The 19,211-nt window shown below is 60.2% G+C and carries 17 protein-coding genes; 11 read left to right on the top strand and 6 right to left on the bottom strand.

Annotated elements, in window-relative coordinates; translation table 11 throughout:
* Nucleotides 1–18: 18 nt before the first annotated feature.
* A complete protein-coding gene (locus ACR0NY_RS01465) occupies nucleotides 19–1,245 on the bottom strand; it encodes an aminotransferase class V-fold PLP-dependent enzyme (protein ID WP_170368352.1) in 1,227 nt (408 codons plus the stop codon).
* 257 nt (nucleotides 1,246–1,502) lie between these two features.
* Between ACR0NY_RS01465 and ACR0NY_RS01460 the strand changes: the two genes are divergently transcribed.
* Complete coding sequence (locus tag ACR0NY_RS01460; RefSeq protein ID WP_170368351.1) at nucleotides 1,503–1,886, top strand: VOC family protein; 384 nt, start codon at nucleotides 1,503–1,505, stop codon at nucleotides 1,884–1,886.
* Between the two features lie 51 nt (nucleotides 1,887–1,937).
* Here ACR0NY_RS01460 and ACR0NY_RS01455 read toward each other — a convergent pair whose 3' ends face one another.
* Complete coding sequence (locus ACR0NY_RS01455) at nucleotides 1,938–3,524, bottom strand: BCCT family transporter (RefSeq protein ID WP_170368350.1); 1,587 nt, start codon at nucleotides 3,522–3,524, stop codon at nucleotides 1,938–1,940.
* Between the two features lie 206 nt (nucleotides 3,525–3,730).
* Nucleotides 3,731–4,483 (bottom strand): UMP kinase, encoded by a 753-nt coding sequence (gene pyrH, locus ACR0NY_RS01450; RefSeq protein WP_170368349.1) that lies wholly within the window; start codon nucleotides 4,481–4,483, stop codon nucleotides 3,731–3,733.
* A 98-nt stretch (nucleotides 4,484–4,581) separates the two neighbouring features.
* On the opposite strand from pyrH, the gene miaA reads away from it, so the two are divergent.
* From miaA to ACR0NY_RS01425, 5 genes are all read left to right on the top strand, one after another.
* Nucleotides 4,582–5,478, top strand: a complete 897-nt coding sequence (gene miaA, locus ACR0NY_RS01445; protein ID WP_254432868.1) for a tRNA (adenosine(37)-N6)-dimethylallyltransferase MiaA — start codon at nucleotides 4,582–4,584, stop codon at nucleotides 5,476–5,478.
* A gap of 340 nt (nucleotides 5,479–5,818) precedes the next feature.
* On the top strand, nucleotides 5,819–7,489 hold the full coding sequence (locus ACR0NY_RS01440; protein ID WP_170338949.1) for an ABC transporter substrate-binding protein: 1,671 nt from the start codon (nucleotides 5,819–5,821) through the stop codon (nucleotides 7,487–7,489).
* 137 nt (nucleotides 7,490–7,626) lie between these two features.
* Nucleotides 7,627–8,673, top strand: coding sequence for an ABC transporter permease (locus ACR0NY_RS01435; protein WP_170338951.1), 1,047 nt, complete (start codon nucleotides 7,627–7,629; stop codon nucleotides 8,671–8,673).
* Between the two features lie 13 nt (nucleotides 8,674–8,686).
* Complete coding sequence (locus tag ACR0NY_RS01430; RefSeq protein ID WP_170363621.1) at nucleotides 8,687–10,150, top strand: ABC transporter permease; 1,464 nt, start codon at nucleotides 8,687–8,689, stop codon at nucleotides 10,148–10,150.
* A 94-nt stretch (nucleotides 10,151–10,244) separates the two neighbouring features.
* Complete coding sequence (locus tag ACR0NY_RS01425; RefSeq protein WP_170368347.1) at nucleotides 10,245–12,332, top strand: dipeptide ABC transporter ATP-binding protein; 2,088 nt, start codon at nucleotides 10,245–10,247, stop codon at nucleotides 12,330–12,332.
* Between the two features lie 50 nt (nucleotides 12,333–12,382).
* On the opposite strand, the gene ACR0NY_RS01420 is transcribed toward ACR0NY_RS01425, so the two are convergent.
* Nucleotides 12,383–12,961, bottom strand: coding sequence for a lytic transglycosylase domain-containing protein (locus ACR0NY_RS01420; RefSeq protein WP_093961864.1), 579 nt, complete (start codon nucleotides 12,959–12,961; stop codon nucleotides 12,383–12,385).
* 204 nt (nucleotides 12,962–13,165) lie between these two features.
* Here ACR0NY_RS01420 and ssb point away from each other — a divergent pair, with 204 nt between their 5' ends.
* Together ssb and ACR0NY_RS01410 are read left to right on the top strand one after the other, a co-directional pair.
* Nucleotides 13,166–13,663, top strand: coding sequence for a single-stranded DNA-binding protein (ssb, locus tag ACR0NY_RS01415; protein WP_170338954.1), 498 nt, complete (start codon nucleotides 13,166–13,168; stop codon nucleotides 13,661–13,663).
* Between the two features lie 18 nt (nucleotides 13,664–13,681).
* A complete protein-coding gene (locus ACR0NY_RS01410; protein ID WP_170368346.1) occupies nucleotides 13,682–14,752 on the top strand; it encodes a site-2 protease family protein in 1,071 nt (356 codons plus the stop codon).
* A 9-nt stretch (nucleotides 14,753–14,761) separates the two neighbouring features.
* Here the strand turns inward: ACR0NY_RS01410 and aroB are convergent, their stop codons facing one another.
* Nucleotides 14,762–15,874, bottom strand: coding sequence for a 3-dehydroquinate synthase (aroB, locus tag ACR0NY_RS01405; RefSeq protein ID WP_170368345.1), 1,113 nt, complete (start codon nucleotides 15,872–15,874; stop codon nucleotides 14,762–14,764).
* On the bottom strand, nucleotides 15,875–16,462 hold the full coding sequence (locus ACR0NY_RS01400) for a shikimate kinase (protein ID WP_170368344.1): 588 nt from the start codon (nucleotides 16,460–16,462) through the stop codon (nucleotides 15,875–15,877). It lies immediately after the preceding gene.
* A 79-nt stretch (nucleotides 16,463–16,541) separates the two neighbouring features.
* On the opposite strand from ACR0NY_RS01400, the gene ACR0NY_RS01395 reads away from it, so the two are divergent.
* From ACR0NY_RS01395 to ACR0NY_RS01385, 3 genes are read left to right on the top strand one after another with little or no spacing between them, the layout of a single operon-like run.
* Nucleotides 16,542–16,691 carry a hypothetical protein gene (locus ACR0NY_RS01395; RefSeq protein WP_170338962.1) on the top strand — a complete coding sequence of 50 codons (150 nt, stop codon included), beginning with the start codon at nucleotides 16,542–16,544 and terminating at the stop codon, nucleotides 16,689–16,691.
* Complete coding sequence (locus ACR0NY_RS01390; protein ID WP_170368343.1) at nucleotides 16,681–18,207, top strand: hypothetical protein; 1,527 nt, start codon at nucleotides 16,681–16,683, stop codon at nucleotides 18,205–18,207. The genes ACR0NY_RS01395 and ACR0NY_RS01390 overlap by 11 nt, the downstream gene beginning before the upstream one ends.
* Nucleotides 18,208–18,209: 2 nt before the next feature.
* The gene (locus tag ACR0NY_RS01385) at nucleotides 18,210–19,160 is read left to right on the top strand and encodes a site-specific tyrosine recombinase XerD (protein WP_170338966.1); all 951 of its coding nucleotides are present in this window, start codon (nucleotides 18,210–18,212) and stop codon (nucleotides 19,158–19,160) included.
* The last annotated feature ends 51 nt before the right edge of the window (nucleotides 19,161–19,211 follow it).

Raw genomic sequence — 19,211 nt, 5'->3', positions numbered from 1 at the left:
GGCGGAACTGTTACCGGATCACAAAACCCGGTCAAATGCTTCGAGCAATTGGTCGATCTCGTTTCGCGAGGTGTAGTGGGTGAAACTTACCCGTAGAACACCTTGCTCCAGATCGACACCCATGGCGGTCAGCGGGCGAACCGCATAGAAATCACCACCGCCGGCCATGATGCCGTGTTTGGACAGATCAGCCGCCACGCTTTCCGCGTTGCGGTTGACGGCCAAGGCCACGGTCGGAGCCCGGCGTTCGGCATCGGACGGGCCGATCAGGCGCACCGCGTTGCGATCCTTGAGCGCGTCCAGAACCGGCTGCAGAAGCTCAACTTCGTGCCCACGCATCAGGTCGTGGACAAAAGCACCACGCGCGGAAGCCCCCGAAGATGGGCCGCCGTGGTGGTCGCAGAGTTGTTCGACATAGTCGGCCATGCCGGCGCTGGCGGCAATCTGAGCGTGGTCCGGGCCGGCCGGTGTGAACCGCTTGTACAGCACGTCTCCGTTGAAGAAATGCCCCTGATTGGGCAGCAGCTCGCCCAGCGTGCGCCGGAGCACCATGCAGCCCTGATGCGGTCCGTAGGTCTTGTAGGCAGAGAACAGGTAGATATCCGGCCCAAGGTCCCCCACGTTCGGGAAGCCGTGCGGTGCGTAGGAAACACCATCCACGCAGACAAATGCCCCGGCCGCATGCGCGATCGCAGTGATTTCGGTGACCGGGTTGATCTCGGCGATAACGTTCGAACAGTGGGGAAAGCAGACCAGCCGCACCTTGTCGTCCAGCAGGTTTTCCAGATCGGACGGATTCAGCGAACCGGTTTCCGGGTCGATTTCCCATTCGCGAACCTCGATGCCGTCCTCGGCAAGGCGCCGCCAGGGGCCCGAGTTGGCTTCATGGTCCTGGTTGGTCACTACGATCGCTTCACCCGGCTTCATCCACTGCCGAAATGCCTGCGCCAGTACGTAGGTGTTCTGCGTGGTCGAAGGGCCAAAGCTCAGTTCGTCGGTGTCCACGCCCAGCAGAGCCGCCATCCGGGCACGTGCCTCGTCCATCTCTTCGCCCGCCAGACGGCTGGCCTCGTAGGGCGCATATGGCTGAACCTTGCGCTGGGTATAGAAGCGGGTCAGCCGATCCAGAACGGGTTTGCAGGTATAGGAGCCGCCCGCGTTCTCAAAGAATGCCTGCCCTTTCAGGCTGGGTTCGGAAAAAGCCGGAAACTGCGCCCGAACGAAATCGATATCCAGAGTGCCCATCGCACAATCCTTCTATTGTCATGCCCAATGTTCCGAAGTTCCGCCCGCGCATGACACCGGACAATTCCGATACATGGCAGGTCTTCCAGCCAGCCGCGGGTATCGCCGTGGCAGTTCGGCAGCCCGCACGGGGATGACGGGACCAAACGCCGTCAGTTAGCCCGGCCAACCCCGCGCGGTCAAGCCGGGCGTCTGATGCCAGCTTCTGTCATCAGCGCATGCCAAACTCGCGGCACTCAAGACAAGAGAGGTCAAAGATGAGTTATCTTCCAAAGGATTTTCTGGTGTGGGGCGAACTGCCCGTTTCCGACTTGGACAAGGCGGTAGAATTCTATGCCCACGCCACGGGGGCAGAACTTGCGGTCGACACATCCGGCCCGAACCCCATGGCCATGTTCCGCCCCGCTGACCCGGCAACGGGCGTTGCCTTGCATCTGTATCCGGGTAAGCCAGCAACAGATGGTACCGGTCCGACCCTTCATCTGGCGGCAGAGGGCACGGCTGAAGAGATCATGGCCAGAGTCAAGGTTGCCGGGGGTCAGGTTGTCTCGGATCCGATCCAGATCCCGGCCGGTCGGTTCTTCTATGCGGTCGATCCCGACGGCAATTCGGTCGGCTTTTTCGAAGGCAGTCAGAAATGAAAAGAAAGGCCCCGGTGACGTCACCGGGGCCCTCTGTCAGTGGCGGTACGCTCAGTTGCGTCGACGTTCGTTCATCAGACCGATGAAGATGGACACGCACATCAAAACCAACACGATCGCAAAGGGAAAGCCGGTGGCAATGGCCGCGGCCTGCAATGCGCCGAGCCCACCGCCCAGCAGCAGTACGACCGCGATGGCCCCTTCCAGCACGCACCAAAATACGCGCTGAGCCGTCGGAGCATCGGTCTTGCCGCCAGCCGTGATGGTGTCGATCACCAGCGAACCCGAGTCCGAGCTTGTGACGAAGAACACAACCACCAGAACGATACCGACGAACGACAGCAGACCTGCCATCGGGAAGGCCTCGAACATCTTGAACATCTTCAGTTCCAGCGCCGCATCGGTCAAAGCCTGCCCATTGCCGGACATGACCTGATCCAGAGCAGCTCCGCCGAAAACGCTCATCCAAAGGGCGCCGACCAGCGTCGGGATCAGGATGACACAGGTCACGAACTCGCGGATCGTGCGCCCGCGCGATATACGTGCGATGAACATGCCGACGAACGGTGACCAAGAAATCCACCACGCCCAGTAGAAGGTGGTCCAGCCCTGCATGAAGTTCGTGTCTTCGCGACCGATCCAATTGGACAGGCCCGGCAGCGCGACGACATATTCGATCATGCTGTCGAAGAAGCCGGTCAGGATCGCCATGGTCGGCCCCACGATCAAGACCAGCAACAAAAGCAGCGCCGCCAGCACCATGTTGGCCTCGGACAGGCGTTTGACCCCTTTGTCCAGTCCGGCGATCACAGAAATCAGGGCGAAGACCGTGATCAAGCCGATCAACAGCACTTTCATCCCGTCCGTCACCGGAACATCAAACAGATAATTCAAACCGGCCAGCGCCTGTGTCGCCCCCAAGCCGAGCGAGGTCGCCAGGCCGAAGATGGTCGCAAAGACCGCAAGCACATCGATGACATGCCCCAGCGGGCCCCAAGTGGCCTCGCCGAACAGCGGGTAAAAGACCGAACGCATCGTCAAGGGCAGCCCGCGATTGAAGCTGAAGAATGCCAAGGCCAGCGCAACAACCGCATAGATCGCCCAAGGGTGCATGCCCCAATGAAAGATCGTGGCTGCCATCGCCAGCTTCCGCGATGCGTCGGGATCCTCCAGCCCGGCGCCCAACGGTGCCCAGTCGGTGCGCAGGCCGTCCTCGCCCACGGCGACACCACCAAGTGATGCGCCATAGTGCGAGATCGGCTCGGCCACACCCCAGAAAACAAGCCCGATCCCCATGCCAGCGGCGAACAGCATCGAGAACCAACCCGCATAGCTGTAGTCCGGTTTCGCATCGTCGCCGCCCAACCTGATCTTGCCCAGCGGCGTCACGATCAGCAGCAACGAAAACACGACGAAGATGTTGGCCGAAAGCATGAATACCCAGTCGAACCGGTTGGTCAGCGCGGGGCGCAACCAGCCGAAGAAATCGGCAGCCTGCTCGCGGAAAACCAACGAAAAGAAGACGAAGGCGATGATGGTCAGGCCAGACACGGCAAAAACCGGATTGTGAATATCCAGCCCCATGACCTGGATATTGTCCTGGCCGACCTCGTAGTCGGCATCTGAATTGTCGGACATTCTCTCTCCTCTCACTTTAATGCGCTTTTGATCAGGGAAAGATCGCTTTTTCGGTCAGCCGCCAGAGACTTTCCGGCGGGCAAAAGCGACACGCATACCGGTCACACCGAGCATTTTCAGCGGACCGGAAGGCGTTGGGTTACCTAACGTCCGAACCGAGTCGGGCGCCAGGCAAACTAATGTGGGCTGTTCGGTCGGACCTTTGGCTAGCCTTGAACCTTGGTATAGGTCCCCTCGCCTGCCAGAATTCCGCGGAACCCGCCGGGCTCGTCCAACCCGAATACGATCAGCGGCAGATTGTTGTCGCGCGCCAGAGCGATGGCCGAAGCATCCATGACCTTCAAACGCTTGGCGAGAACGTCGTCATAGGTCACCGAGTCATAGCGGACAGCGTCCGAATGTGCCTTGGGGTCCTTGTCGTAGACGCCGTCGACACCGTTCTTGCCCATGAAAATCGCCTCGCAGGCCATTTCGTTGGCGCGCAGCGTCGCGGCGGTATCTGTGGTGAAGTACGGGTTGCCGGTTCCAGCCGCAAAGATGCACACCCGTTTCTTTTCCAAGTGGCGCACAGCGCGGCGGCGAATATAGGGCTCGCACACCTCGTCCATGCGGATGGCCGAGATCACCCGGGTGAAGACACCCAGGCCCTCAAGCGCGGATTGCACGGCCAGCGCGTTCATCACGGTCGCCAACATGCCCATGTAGTCGGCCGTGGTCCGTTCCATCCCCTGGGCCGAGCCCGACAGGCCACGAAAGATGTTGCCGCCGCCGATGACCATGCAGATCTCGACGCCCAGATCATGAACCGACTTCACCTCTTGCGCGATGCGCTGGACAGTCGGCGGATGCAGCCCGAATCCCTGATCCCCCATCAGCGCCTCGCCCGAGATTTTCAACATGACGCGTTTGTATGTCGTCTTGGGGGTTTCATCGGTTGTGTTGGTGGCAGAAAGGGTCATGTTGCGCTCCGGGCTGGCACGAGTTTGTTTTCCGGCGCAAAATGAAGCAAAACCACCGCGGGTTCAATGCGGATGGTCAAGGAACAGGGCAAACACTCATGGCTGAAAACACAGCGCGCAATTTGCTGAACAGTCTGCCGCCCATACCCGCCGATCTGCCGGTCCTTATCATGGGGCCAACCGCATCGGGCAAATCGGCTCTTGCACTGGAGATCGCCGAACACTCGGGCGGGATCATCGTCAATGCGGATGCCAGCCAGATTTACGACTGCTGGCGCATCATTTCCGCGCGACCCTCGATCGACGAAGAAGCTCGGGCTCCACACGCTCTCTATGGCCATGTCGCTTTTGATCAAGACTATTCGGCCGGCCACTGGCTGCGCGAGGTGCGGACTTTTTTGTCAGGGCCGCAGCGTCCGATCATCGTGGGCGGAACAGGTCTCTACTTTTCGACCTTGACGGAAGGTATGGCAGACATCCCGGCAACGCCGCCCGAGTTGCGCAAAACTGCGGACACAATTCCCCTGCCCGAGCTTCTGGCCGGGATTGATCCAAGGACACGGGACCGGATCGACACGCGCAACCGCGCCCGTGTGCAACGGGCCTGGGAGGTCGAGCAAGCCACGGGCCGGACCCTAGCGGATTGGCAGGACGACACGCCGCCACCGCTGCTGCCATTGGATCAAGCGTTTCCGATCGTCGTGACTCCTGAGCGAGACTGGCTGATCACGCGCATCAATTCGCGCTTTGACCAGATGTTGCGGGCGGGTGCCCTGGACGAAGTTGCGGCGATGCGCGACAGGTACGACCCGAACCTGCCTTCGTGCAAGGCCATCGGGGTACCTGAATTGATGGCCCACATCGAGGGGCGAATGACCTTGGCCGATGCCCGCGAAAGAGCAACGATTGCGACACGCCAATACGCCAAACGCCAGCGCACGTGGTGCCGTGCCCGGATGAAGCAATGGCATAACGTCGATCCGAGCCAAGGCTGAGTGAATCACTGACATCTCACCAAAACCTCGTCCGAAGTCATTTATTTTCAGCCACATAAGGGGTTTTCGGCCGAAACCCTTCGGAAAAGGGAATCACAAGTTCCAGAATCAGACTTGCCGATAGCAGCCCCGGCGGCCACGGCTCAGGTTTCTCTGCAAATGTCGTTTTTGTGCACTTGATGACGATTTCGAACATTGACCTAAATTGGAATCTGGTGCCGAATGAACCCATGGGGATGCACAGAATTCAAATAACCACATCCAAAATGACCTTGCTCGGCGCTGTCTGGCTTCGACGGGGACCAACAAATACCCATAATAATCTCACAGGGAGACATCCATGAAAACCAAGACTTTGACCGGAGCACCGATGCACTGGGCTGCCGAAATGCACGCCCAGGAATATCGGGACGGCAAGCTGAGCCGCCGCGAGTTTCTGACGCGCACGACCAGCCTTGGTGTCACTGCAGCGGCCGCCTACGGCATGGTCGGCCTGACCGCACCCGCCAAGGCGGCGGGCGAAGACGCCAAGAAAGAAGGTGGCACCCTGCGCGTTCAGCAGGAAGTTCGCGCGCTGAAGGATCCGCGCACCTATGACTGGTCGCAGATCGCCAACGTCACCCGTGGCACGCTGGAATACCTGGTCGAGTACAACTCGGACGGCACATTCCGCGGCATGCTGCTGGAGGGCTGGGAAGTCAACGACGATGCGACCGTCTACACGCTGAAGGTCCGTCAGGGCGTCAAGTGGAACAACGGCGACGATTTCACTGCCGAAGACGTGGCACGCAACATCGCGCGCTGGTGCGACAAGAGCTCGGAAACGAACTCGATGGCGGGCCGTTTCGCTACGCTGGTCGACGCAGACACCGGCCAGGCAATCGAAGGCGCGATCGAGGTTGTGGACTCGCACACCGTCAAGCTGAACCTGCCGAACTCGGACATCTCGTTGATCCCGGGCATGGCAGACTATCCGGCCGCGATCATCCACAGCTCGTTCAGCGAAACGGACCTGACAAACAATGTCGGCACGGGCCCCTACCTGATCGAAGAGCTGGAAGTGGGTGTGAAAGCCGCGCTTGTGCGCAACGAAAACCACACCTGGTGGGGCGAAGCCGTATTCGGTCGTCCGGCGCTGGACCGCATTGAGTACATCGACTACGGCACCGATCCGTCGGCATGGCTGGCGGCTCTGGAATCGGACGAAGTCGACATGCTGTATGAATCGGTTGGTGAATTCATCGACGTGATGGACAGCCTGGGCTACGTGAAGTCCGAGGTTGTCACGATGAACACGATCGTGGTCCGCCCGAACCAGCTTGCGGAAGTGGACGGCAAGAAGGTCTATGCCGACAAACGTGTGCGTCAGGCGCTGCAGATGGCCGTGGACAACTCGGTCTGCCTCGAACTTGGCTACGGTGGTCGCGGCTCTCCTGCGGAAAACCACCACGTTGGTCCGATCCACCCGGATTACTACGAACTGCCGCCGCAGAAAGTTGACCCGGAAGGCGCTCGCAAGCTGATGGAAGAGGCCGGTATGGCCGATTTCGAGCACGAGCTGATCTCGATCGACGATGACTGGCGCCGCAACACCACCGATGCCGTGGCAGCCCAGCTGCGCGACGCGGGCATCAAGGTCAAGCGGACGGTTCTGCCAGGCAACACGTTCTGGAACGACTGGGCGAAATACCCCTACAGCTCGACCAACTGGAACCATCGTCCGCTGGGCGTTCAGATCTGGGCACTGGCCTACCGCACCGGCGAGGCCTGGAACGAATTCGGCTGGTCCAATGCCGAGTTTGACGCCCTTCTGACCGAAGCTCTGGCCATTGCCGATGCCGACAAGCGCCGCGAAATCGTGGCCAAGGGCGAAGCAATGATCCAGGAAGAAGGCGTCACCATCCAGCCCTATTGGCGGTCGCTGTACCGTCACATGAAGGACGGTCTGGTCGGAACCGACATGCATGTGTCGTTCGAACACCATCACTACAAATGGGGTTGGGCGGCCTGATCCCGACCTGAACCTTTCAAGGGGCGCCCGAATGCGGGCGCCCCTTTCCAGCCGCAGACACACCGACGCGGGGTCGGACGTCCGAGGCCAGAAAATGGTCCACTGATCTGCGGAGAACCCGAACAACAGGGGCCAACATGGGACTCTTCATCCTTCGACGATTGGGCGTGATGCTGTTGACGGCACTCTGCCTGACCTTCGTTGTCTTCTTCCTGACCAACCTCTATCCAAACCTGGAAAAACTGGCCAAGACGCAGGGCAACCAGCGTATGTCCGATGAACAGGTCGTCACCTGGCTTGAGAACCGCGGATACATGCAGCCCACGCTGGTCAAGTACGGCCAATGGCTTGGGGTGGTGCCCGGTTTCACCAACACGCTACCGGATGGTCAGTTCGTGGGAAGTTGCACCCGTCCCGGCTCTACTTCGGAAACGACACCGCGCTACTGCGGCGTTCTTCAGGGCGACTGGGGCTATTCAACCGTCTTCAAGGACGAAGTCGGAACGATCGTCAGCAAGCGTCTGGGCAACACCGGCTACCTGATGTTCTGGGTGCTGGTGCTAATGATCCCGACCGCCCTATTGGTTGGTGTGCTAGCCGGCATGCGCGAGGGGTCTGCCCTGGACCGGTCCCTGTCCACGTTTTCGATCATCACGACAGCCACGCCGGAATACGTGTCGGGCGTGATCTTCATCGCCATCTTCACCTCGTCAACCGTGGGTCTGAAATGGTTCAAGGGCACCGCCACACAGGCCATGGAGAACCCGACCTTCGAGAATTTCTTCCTGCCGGTCCTGACCATTGCCCTTTACGGCATGGGCTACATTGCACGGATGACCCGAGCCTCGATGACCGAAGTGATGACCGCGCAATACATCCGGACTGCGCGCCTGAAGGGTGTGTCCTTCGGGAATATCGTTCTGAAGCACGCCCTGCGCAACGCGCTGATCGCGCCCTTCACCGTTATCATGCTGCAGTTTCCCTGGTTGCTGAACGGCGTCGTGATCGTCGAGACCCTGTTCAACTACAAGGGTTTCGGTTGGGCACTGGTGCAGGCCGCGGGGAACAACGACATCCAGCTTCTGCTGGCGATCTCGGTCGTGTCGGTCTTTGTGGTGCTCGTGACGCAGCTGATCTCGGATATCGGCTATGTCTACCTCAACCCGCGCATCCGCATTTCATAAGTGAGGATAGACCATGGAACCTCTGAGCTGGACTGGCTCTATCGCCTTTCTGAACCCGATCATGATGATCGCCCTGGCTGCGCTGGTCGTATCCGTCGTTGCCTGGATCCTGGCAAGCATTCTGCTGCCCGAGACGCAGGTCAGCGTGAATGCGGATGGCACCGTCAGTTCGGGCGGCGGCCTCAGAAACCTGACGCAATCCGCGCTGTGGTATTCTTTCCTAGCCAGCATCGCGACGGTGGTCGCTTACCTGCTGCTGGGAATATTCCTGGGCACAGGGGCCGGGATTATCGGCGCGATCTCGCAGCAATTTCTGCCGGTCTGGCTTTCGCTGATCATTCTGTTCGCGATGTCGGTTGCCTTCAAACGGCGCCTTGGCCTGTACGGCAAGCTGTTCGACAGCCCGATCGGCATGATCGGTTTTGGACTGGTCATGTTCTGGGTTTTCACCGGCATCTTCGGGGCTTTGGACCTGATCGTGACACACGATCCATTGGTCCAGGTTTCCGGCATGAAGAACAAGGTGCCCGGCACCCCCCTGCCCAATGCCGAGGACGGTGAGTTCGCCTGGTATCTGCTGGGCGGCGACAACCTTGCCCGCGACGTATTCAGTCGCATGGTCAAGGGTGCGTGGATCGTCGTGCAGATTGCTCCGCTGGCCACAATGTTTGCCTTCATGGTCGGGATCACGCTGGGCTTGCCCGCCGGATACTATGGCGGACGGCTGGACACGTTTCTGTCGTTCCTCGCCAATCTGATCCTGGCGTTCCCGGTAATCCTGCTGTTCTACCTGCTGGTCACACCGGAAATCGTCGCGACCGGCGTGCCGAACTATATGGCCGCAGTCCTGTTCGTGTTCCCGATCCTTTTCATCGGCGTCCTTTTGAATTCGCGCTACTACACTCGGCCGAAATTCCGCACGCCGCTGCTGACCGGCGTCTTGGGTATCGCGATCTGGCTGTACCTGTCGCTGATCTCGACCGGGGGATACGTCATCCGCACGGACGATTACAGCATCTGGGGTCTGCCGACCTATCTGGATCTATTCGACATTCCGGGCGGAATCCTGGTCGTGTTCGTATCGGTTGTCTTCGTCAACTCGCCCACGGTGTTCCGCATCGTGCGCGGCCTGGCCATGGACATCAAGACACGCGACTACGTAGCCGCGGCGCAGACGCGCGGCGAAGGCCCGTGGTATATCATGCTTTGGGAAATCCTGCCCAATGCGCGCGGGCCGCTGATCGTCGATTTCTGCCTGCGCATCGGCTACACAACCATCCTCTTGGGGACCTTGGGGTTCTTTGGACTGGGCCTGCCGCCGGAAAGCCCGGATTGGGGATCCACGATCAACGAAGGGCGCAAGCTGCTGTCGATCTACCTGCACCCTGCACTGCCGCCGGCACTGGCGCTGTTGTCACTGGTTCTGGGATTGAACCTGCTGGCGGATGGCCTGCGAGAAGAAAGCCTGAAGGACTGATGTGAAAGCGGCCGGGGGACAGCCCCCGGCCCCCACCAGGAAATTTTTAGCCAGATGAAGGGGATCCCCTGAATGCTGGCGAGGAGCAAGCAAGATGAACAAACTGGCGGATTATGACGGGCCGATCCTCGAAATCGACAAGCTCTCGATTTCGTTCTTTACGCGCTTGCGGGAAATACCGGCCGTGATGGATTTTTCGGTCAGTGTGCAGCCCGGCGAGGCTGTCGGGCTGGTCGGTGAATCCGGCTGCGGCAAGTCGACGGTCGCCTTGGGTGTCATGCAGGACCTTGGCAAGAATGGTCGGATCGTCGGCGGTTCGATCAAATTCAAGGGCCGCGACCTTAGCGAGATGAGCAAGGAAGAACTTCGGGACATTCGCGGCAATGAGATCGCGATGATCTATCAAGAGCCGATGGCTTCGTTGAACCCTGCGATGAAGATCGGCAAACAGCTGATGGAAGTGCCGATGATCCACGAAGGGGTCAGCAGAGAAGAGGCCTATGCCCGTGCCCTGGAAGTGGTGACGGATGTGCGCCTGCCGGATCCCGAGCGGATGCTGAACAGCTTTCCGCATCAGCTCTCCGGTGGCCAGCAGCAGCGCATCGTGATCGCGATGGCGCTGATGTCCAAGCCGTCGCTTCTGATCCTGGACGAACCGACAACCGCGCTGGACGTGACCGTCGAGGCCGCCGTGGTGGAATTGGTCAAGGATCTGGGCAAGAAATACGGCACATCGATGCTGTTCATTTCGCACAACCTCGGTCTGGTTCTAGAGACCTGTGACCGGTTGTGCGTCATGTATTCCGGCGAGGCGGTCGAACGTGGCTCGATCCACGATGTCTTTGACGAGATGCAGCACCCCTATACCCAGGCGCTGTTCCGCTCGATCCCTCTGCCCGGCGCGGACAAGAATTCGCGCCCGCTGGTGGCAATCCCCGGCAACTTCCCGTTGCCGCACGAACGCCCACCGGGCTGCAATTTCGGCCCGCGATGCGACTATTTCGAGGAAGGGCGCTGTGATGCGCAGGACATTCAGATGTTCCCGGTCCACGGTAATGACCGCCACCATACGCGCTGCTTGAAGTTCCAGGAAATCGACTGGAACGCGCCCATCACGGTTGCGGAGCAAAAAGAAAAAGCGCCGATCGGCAAGACCGTTCTGAAGATGGACAACCTCAAGAAATATTACGAGGTGGCCGCAAACGCCCTGTTCGGTGGGGGCGAGAAGAAAGTGGTCAAGGCCAACGAAACCCTCAGCTTCGACGCACATGAATCGGAAACGCTGGCCATCGTTGGCGAGTCCGGCTGCGGCAAATCCACGTTTGCCAAGGTCCTCATGGGATTGGAGACGGCGACCGACGGGCAGATCCTGCTGGACAACCGCAATATCGAGCATTTGCCGATCGAAGAACGGGATGCCAAGACCGTCGGCGAAGTCCAGATGGTGTTCCAGAACCCGTTCGATACGCTGAACCCGTCGATGACGGTCGGACGTCAGATCATCCGCGCGCTGGAGATCTTCGGCGTCGGAAACTCGGAGGCCGAACGCAAGCAACGGATGCTCGAGTTGCTGGACCTGGTGAAGCTGCCGCGCGCGTTTGCCGACCGTATGCCGCGCCAACTGTCAGGCGGCCAGAAACAGCGCGTCGGGATAGCCCGTGCCTTTGCCGGGGACGCCCGGATCGTCGTCGCGGACGAGCCGGTCTCGGCATTGGATGTGTCGGTGCAGGCAGCCGTGACCGATCTGTTGATGGAGATCCAGCGCGAACACAAGACGACACTGCTTTTCATCAGCCACGACCTGTCGATCGTACGCTACCTCAGCGACCGCGTCATGGTTATGTATCTGGGCCACGTGGTCGAGTTGGGCACGACCGATCAAGTCTTCTCGCCGCCCTATCACCCCTATACCGAGGCACTGCTGAGCGCGGTTCCAATCGCCGATACCTCGGTCGAAAAGAAACACATTGTCCTTGAAGGCGACATTCCTTCGGCGATGAACCCGCCGCCCGGATGTCCGTTCCAAACCCGGTGTCGTTGGAAGTCCGAAGTTGCGGGCGGATTGTGCGAAAAAGAGGTTCCGCCGGTCCAGACGCTGGCTGACGGACACCAGGTCAAGTGTCATCTGTCCACGGAGACACTGGCCAAGATGGAGCCTGTCATCAAAATAGCAGCCGAGTAAGCGCCCAAAGAAAAACCGGCCCTGGGCCGGTTTTTTGTGCGGCTTTGGTATCAGCCGCCCCAGATGACTTTGACGTAATTCTGTGTCTCGGCATAGGGCGGCACGCCGCCATGTTTTTCCACCGCTTGCGGACCCGCGTTGTAGGCTGCCAGCGCCAGGCGCCAGGACTTGAATTTACGGTATTGCCACGAAAGATACCGCGCACCGCCTTCAAGGTTTTGCTTCGGGTCATGCGGGTTCACGTTCAGCAGTCTGGCGGTTTGCGGCATCAGCTGCGCGAGGCCCAAAGCGCCCTTATGCGACTTGGCGTGAGGGTTCCAACCGCTTTCCTGTTGCACCAGACGCAGGAACAGTTCTTCCGGGACATTGTGCTTGCGCGCTGCTTGGCGCGCCATGGCAAGGTACTCACCACGGTACTTGCCGGAATAGCGCTTTTTGAAACTGCCGTCCGGTGTCTTCGGTTTCAGCCGTTCAGAGTCGCGATACTGGCTGGCGGCCCGCGTGTCCAGAATCTTGGCCTGCTTCAAAAAGATATCTTTGCGATTCTTGGTCGACAGGACATCCGCGCTCAGCGGCGTCGACGCCAGAACGAGGCATGCAATTGAAAAACCACTTAACAGACAACGCATTCAAGCAATCCCGCTCGTTCAGCAATCATTCGGATTATAGGTATTTCAGGCAGAAATGAAAGCTTGGTTAAGGAAACACTGATTTTCCGGGTGGCATTCCGGGCATCAACCGTGTTCCAACCCGGGCGCAGGACGTATAGGGTTTCAGGTGAACTCAGCGTCAGATTCGGGCGCCATCAAGCTAGTCAAAAAACGGGGAAATCCATGGCAGGTTCAGTCAACAAAGTCATTCTGGTCGGCAATCTCGGGCGCGATCCCGAAGTGCGGTCGTTTCAGAACGGTGGCAAGGTCTGCAACCTACGGATCGCGACCTCGGAGAACTGGAAAGACCGCAATACCGGTGAACGCCGCGAACGGACCGAGTGGCACACAGTCGCTATTTTTTCCGAACCGCTCGTCCGCATCGCCGAGCAGTATTTGCGCAAAGGGTCAAAGGTCTACATCGAAGGCCAACTGGAAACGCGCAAGTGGCAGGATCAGTCCGGACAGGATCGCTATTCCACCGAAGTCGTTCTGCGCCCTTACCGCGGTGAACTGACCCTGTTGGACAGTCGCAACGAGGGCGGCGGATACGGTGGCGGCCAAAGCAGCGGTTACGGAGGCGGACAGGACAGCGGCGGATACTCCGAGCCCTACGCCGCGCAGTCCAGCGCACCGGCACCGGCATCAGGCGGCATCGACGACGACGAAATCCCGTTCTAAGCTACAGCGAGGCACGTCATGACATGGTCCTTCGCCGTCGGCCGATTGCTCGGATCGGAACTGAGGGTCCATGTCACCTTCTTTCTGCTGCTGGCCTGGGTCGGCTTTGCCGCCTACTCTGACGGTGGGTGGCCAGCAGCCATCGACAACATCGTTTTTGTTCTGGCGTTGTTTGCCTGCGTGGTTGCCCATGAGTTCGGTCATGCGCTGATGGCCCGCAGGTATGGCATTCGCACTCCTGACATCACTCTGCTGCCCATCGGCGGCTTGGCCCGCCTGGAGAGGATGCCGGAAAAGCCGATGCAAGAAGTTGCCGTCGCATTAGCTGGTCCAGCGGTCAACGTCGTCCTCTGGGGCATTCTGGTCCTTCTGGGCGCGGGAATGCAGGTTGAAACGCTGGCGCAAATCGACTCGACCCGCGTCGACCTGCTGAGCCGGCTGGCCTACGTCAATCTGTTCCTCGCGGTGTTCAACCTGATCCCAGCGTTTCCGATGGACGGCGGCCGCGTGTTCCGCGCCCTGCTCTGCCTGAAGATGGACAGGGTCAGGGCCACACGGGCCGCTGCCTTTGCGGGCCAGGCCGTGGCCGTCGGTTTCGGTTTTCTGGGGCTTAGCACCGGTAACCCGATCCTGGTTCTGATCGCAGTTTTCGTCTTCATCGCGGCCAATGCAGAAAGTCAGGATGTAGCAATGCGCTCGGTGGCGCGCCGCGTGCTGGCCCGGGACGCGATGATTACCGAATTCCACGCACTGACCCCCCAAGACACCTTGGCAACGGCGGCCCAGGCCGTGATCCAGACAACGCAGCACGAGTTTCCGGTTTTGGGCGCAGACGGGCAGCTGTTGGGCTTTGTGACCCGCAATCGGCTGTTTGCCGCGCTAGCCGGCGATCACCCCCGGTCGGAACCCGCGACCTCGGTCATGGAAGAGCAAATCCCCCGGGTGGCCTTGACCAGTGGGCTCGAGGCCGTTCTGGATGGTCTTCATGGTGGCGCACCGGCCGTGGCGGTCTGCACCAAGACCGGTCAGATGGTCGGATACATCACCCGCGAAAACATTGGCGAATTGATGGTGATACGGGGCCGCTGACTCCGCTTATCAGCACGTTGCCAAGGCATCCTGCAGCACGGACAGAACGGCATCGCGTGGCACGTCCGACGTGACGAAGGCCTGCCCGATCCCGCGCGCCAGGATAAAGCGCAGCTGGCCGTCAACGACCTTCTTGTCCTGAGCCATAAGGTCGACCAGATCTTCGGCGCCCGGCAGATCTCCGGGAATGTCAGACAGATCGGTCTTCATGCCCATCGCCTTCAGGTGCGCGCGGACGCGGCTCGGGTCTTCCTGAGAACACAAGCCCAAGCGAGCCGACAGCTCGAACGCCAAGGCACAGCCAATGGCAACACCCTCGCCATGCAGCAGCCGGTCGGAATAGCCCGTCGCCGCCTCAAGCGCGTGGCAGAACGTATGCCCGAGGTTCAACAGCGCCCGGTCGCCTTGTTCGGTCTCGTCACGGGCCACGATATCGGCCTTCATCTGAACCGAACGGGTGACTGCCTGAACCCGGGTCACCATGTCCCCGGCCGACAGCGCGGGGCCGTTGCGCTCCAACCATTCGAAGAAATCGGCATCCCCCAAAAGGCCATATTTTACGACTTCACCATATCCCGCCAGAAAATCACGCGCCGTCAGCGTGCCAAGCACTGAGGTATCAGCCAGAACCAACGAAGGTTGATGAAACGCACCGATCAGGTTTTTACCTTGCGGAGCATTGATACCGGTTTTGCCCCCCACGGAACTGTCGACCTGCGCCAATAGCGAGGTTGGGATTTGCACAAAGCGCACACCGCGACGCAGCACCGCGGCGGCAAAGCCCCCCAGATCTCCGATCACTCCACCGCCGAAGGCTACGACGATATCGCGCCGTTCGATCTTTTCGGCCAGCATCCATTCGACGGCGCGCTCGAAATGCGGCCAGCTTTTGGTCGCCTCACCTGCGGGCAGAGCCAATGCGGTCATTTCCACCCCGGCGGACGCCAAACCGCTGCGCAAAGCATCCAGATGCAAACCGGCCACGGTTTCATCGGTCAGAACCGCGACACGCGGACGGTGCAGCATGGGTTTGATCCGCGCACCGGCCTGAGCCAACAGGTCCGGTCCGATTTCCACGTCATAGGACCGCTCGGCCAGATCAACGTTAACTGTCTGATGCATCTATTTGACTTCCAATACATCCGGGCGCGTCATCAGCTTTTCCAGAACCCGGTCAACCATATCCTCGATGGCGGTGTCGCCGTCCGAATTCACCACCAGATCAGCCTGTGCGTACAACGGCACGCGGGCCTCGTACAGGTCACGCAGCGTTGCATACGGATCAGACGTGCGCAGTAAGGGTCGCGTGTCTTTGTGGCGCACCCGGTTCCACAACACTTCCAGATCGGCGCACAGCCATACGGAAACCCCACGGTCCGAAATCATCGTCCGGTTTTCTTCGCTCAGAAAAGCGCCACCGCCGGTCGACAGGATACCCTTTTTCTCGTCCAGCAGACGGCCGATGACCTGGCTTTCCTTGGCGCGGAAGAACGGCTCGCCGTCCCGTTCAAATATCTCGGGGATGGTCATGTTGGCGGCCGATTCGATCTCGCTGTCACTGTCGAGGAAAGGAACGCCAAGGCGCGCGGCCAGAGCGCGCCCCACGGCCGTCTTGCCAGCGCCCATCATGCCGACCAAAACCACCGTTTTGTGCAGGTCAAAGACCTGCCGTTGTCCGGCCGGCGCCACGTTATGCTTAATTTCGCTCATTTCCCTGTGAATGACGTGATCTTGGGAAAAATGCCAGTTATAACTTGGCCAAAATCGAAAATTGAGGCAGCGTTTAGCCATGGGCCGTCTGATCAAATTCCTGTTGTACCTAATTTGCCTGCTTTTCATTGGCTTGGTGGCCTATGCGTATCTTGGCCCGTTCTTCGGCGCCGACTTCTCGGCCCCGCAAAGCGAAATCAGCGAACCGGTAATTCTGGATGTCAACTAGGGCCGTCGTGCTGGCGCTTGCACTGACCGGCCAAGCCGCCGCGCAAACCGAACAACCGCTATCCGCGATCGATTGGCTGGAGACGGCCCCTGACCTGTTGCCGGGGACCGTATTGCTCGAGCCGCCGGTTACCGATACCGGCCTGCAGCCCGACATCCAGGTGTCCCCGCTCGAAGCGCTGTCGCCACCGTTGGGATTGGTGGATGGGTCGGCGACGGGGCTGCCGGTTGATCTGTGGCTGCCCAGCGATCCGGCCCGGCTGGCCGATCTTATCGCGCGCGTGCCGGTCAAATCGAACCCAGCCATGCAGCGGCTGTTGTTCACACTTTTGCTGACCGAGGCCCGAGCGCCGGCAAATTCCAATGAGCCAGACGAGCTCCTTCTGGCGCGGCTGGATCGCCTGATGCAGCTGGGTGCCGCCGATCCGACGCAATCCTTGGTGCAGCTTGCCGGCCCCACCGATACGCCTGAGCGGTTCAAACGATGGTTTGACGCAACTCTGCTGACCGGCGACGAAGACCGCAGCTGCACTGCGCTGATCGCGCAACCGCATTTGTCGCGGGATTACTCCGCGCAGGTCTTCTGCAAGGCCCGCAGAGGTGACTGGGCTTCGGCCGCATTGACACTCGAAGCGGCGCACGCGCTCGAATTACTGCCGCCCGAGCAACTCGATCTGCTGGATCGCTTCCTAAGCCCCGAGATGTTCGAAGGCGCCGCATATCTGCCGCAGCCCGAAGACCCTGACCCGCTGACGTTTCGCCTGTTCGAAGCGATCGGCGAGCGACTTCCGACCGCCTCGTTGCCGCGGGCCTTTGCCAATGCCGACCTGCGCGATGTTGCCGGTTGGAAGGCCCAGATCGAAGCGGCCGAGCGCCTGACCCGTATAGGCGCGCTTACGCCGAACCATCTGCTGGGCCTTTATACCGAGCGCACGCCTGCGGCTTCGGGCGCGGTCTGGGATCGCGTCTCGGCGGTTCAGCGTTTCGAAACGGCGCTGGAGACCGGAAGCCCCGAAGCGATTTCCAAGACCCTGCCGAAAGTCTGGGCAGAAATGGGTTCGGTCGGGCTCGAAGTGCCCTTTGCCGAACTGTTCGCCGAGCGCCTGATGTCGATCAAGCTGTCCGACCCGACCACCGAGAACCTGCGCTGGCGCATCCTGCTGTTGTCCGAGCTGTACGAGGATGCCGCACGATCTGTCCCCGACGGACCCGAGGCCAATGCCTTTCTGGCTGCTTTGGCATCGGGCCAACCCGAGCGTTCGAACTCGCTCTCACCGATGGCTGACGCCATCGCCGAAGGGTTTGCATGGTCGGCACCGATCCCGTCCGATATCCGCGCGATGTTGGAAGCAAACCGTCTGGGTGAGGCAATTCTTGAGGCCATGCAGATGTTCGCGCATGGCGCGCGCGGCAATCTGGTTGACTTGACTGCGGCCATCGCGGTGTTCCGACACGTCGGCCTGGAAGACACGGCGCGCCGCGCCGCCTTGCAGTTGCTTGTTTTGAAGGGGGCCTGACAGTGTCCGCTCCGGCGACACAAGACTTGTGGATTTCCGCGTTTCTCGAGGCGCAGGCCGCAGAACTTGGGGCCGCAACCAACACTTTGCTGGCCTATGGGCGAGACTTGAAGGACTTTGCCGCGTGGCTCGACCGGCGACATGCCGGGTTCGAAGCCGCCGACCAAGATATGATCGAGGCCTACCTGATTGACTGTGACGCACAAGGCCTTTCGCGCGCGACCCGCGCCCGCCGCCTCTCCGCCATCAAGCAATTGTATCGTTTCGCGTTTGAAGAAGGCTGGCGCTCGACCAATCCGGCCATCCAGATCAAAGGCCCGGGACGCCAGAAAAGGCTGCCCAAAACGCTGGACGTGGCCGAAGTCGACCGCCTGCTTGAGGCGGCCAGGCAAACAGGGCGCAGTACGGCAGACAAGGTGCGCAACACTTGCCTGATGGAAATTCTGTATGCGACCGGGATGCGTGTGACCGAGCTTGTTTCCCTACCGGTATCATCCGCCCGCGGCGACCCACGTATGCTGCTGGTTCTCGGCAAAGGTGGAAAGGAGCGCATGGTGCCCTTGTCACCGCCTGCGCGCGATGCTTTGGCGGCATGGCTGACCATCCGGGACGAAGCCGAAGATGCAGCCGCCGCCAATGGAGGCCAGCGGTCCCGGTTCCTGTTTCCTTCGCGTGGAAAATCAGGGCACCTGACCCGGCATCGGTTCTTTGCACTGATAAAGGAACTGGCCGTGCAAGGTGGTGTTTCTCCCGACAAAGTCACGCCACACACGCTGCGCCATGCCTTTGCGACGCATCTTTTGGCCAATGGGGCCGATTTGCGTTCGATCCAGACCCTGCTTGGTCACGCCGACGTCGCGACGACCGAAATCTATACGCATGTCCTGGACGAGCGCCTGTCGGAGCTGGTGTTGCAGCATCACCCGCTTGCCAAGGATGACGGTCGAGACTAGGGCCAAACCCTTGATCGCGCGCATCTGCGCCCCCATAACCATTGCATCAAC

The sequence above is a fragment of the Ruegeria sp. BJ5 genome (genome assembly GCF_056537865.1).
Note: the sequence above shows the minus strand (reverse complement) of the source record. Positions and strands in the feature narration are given on the sequence as shown.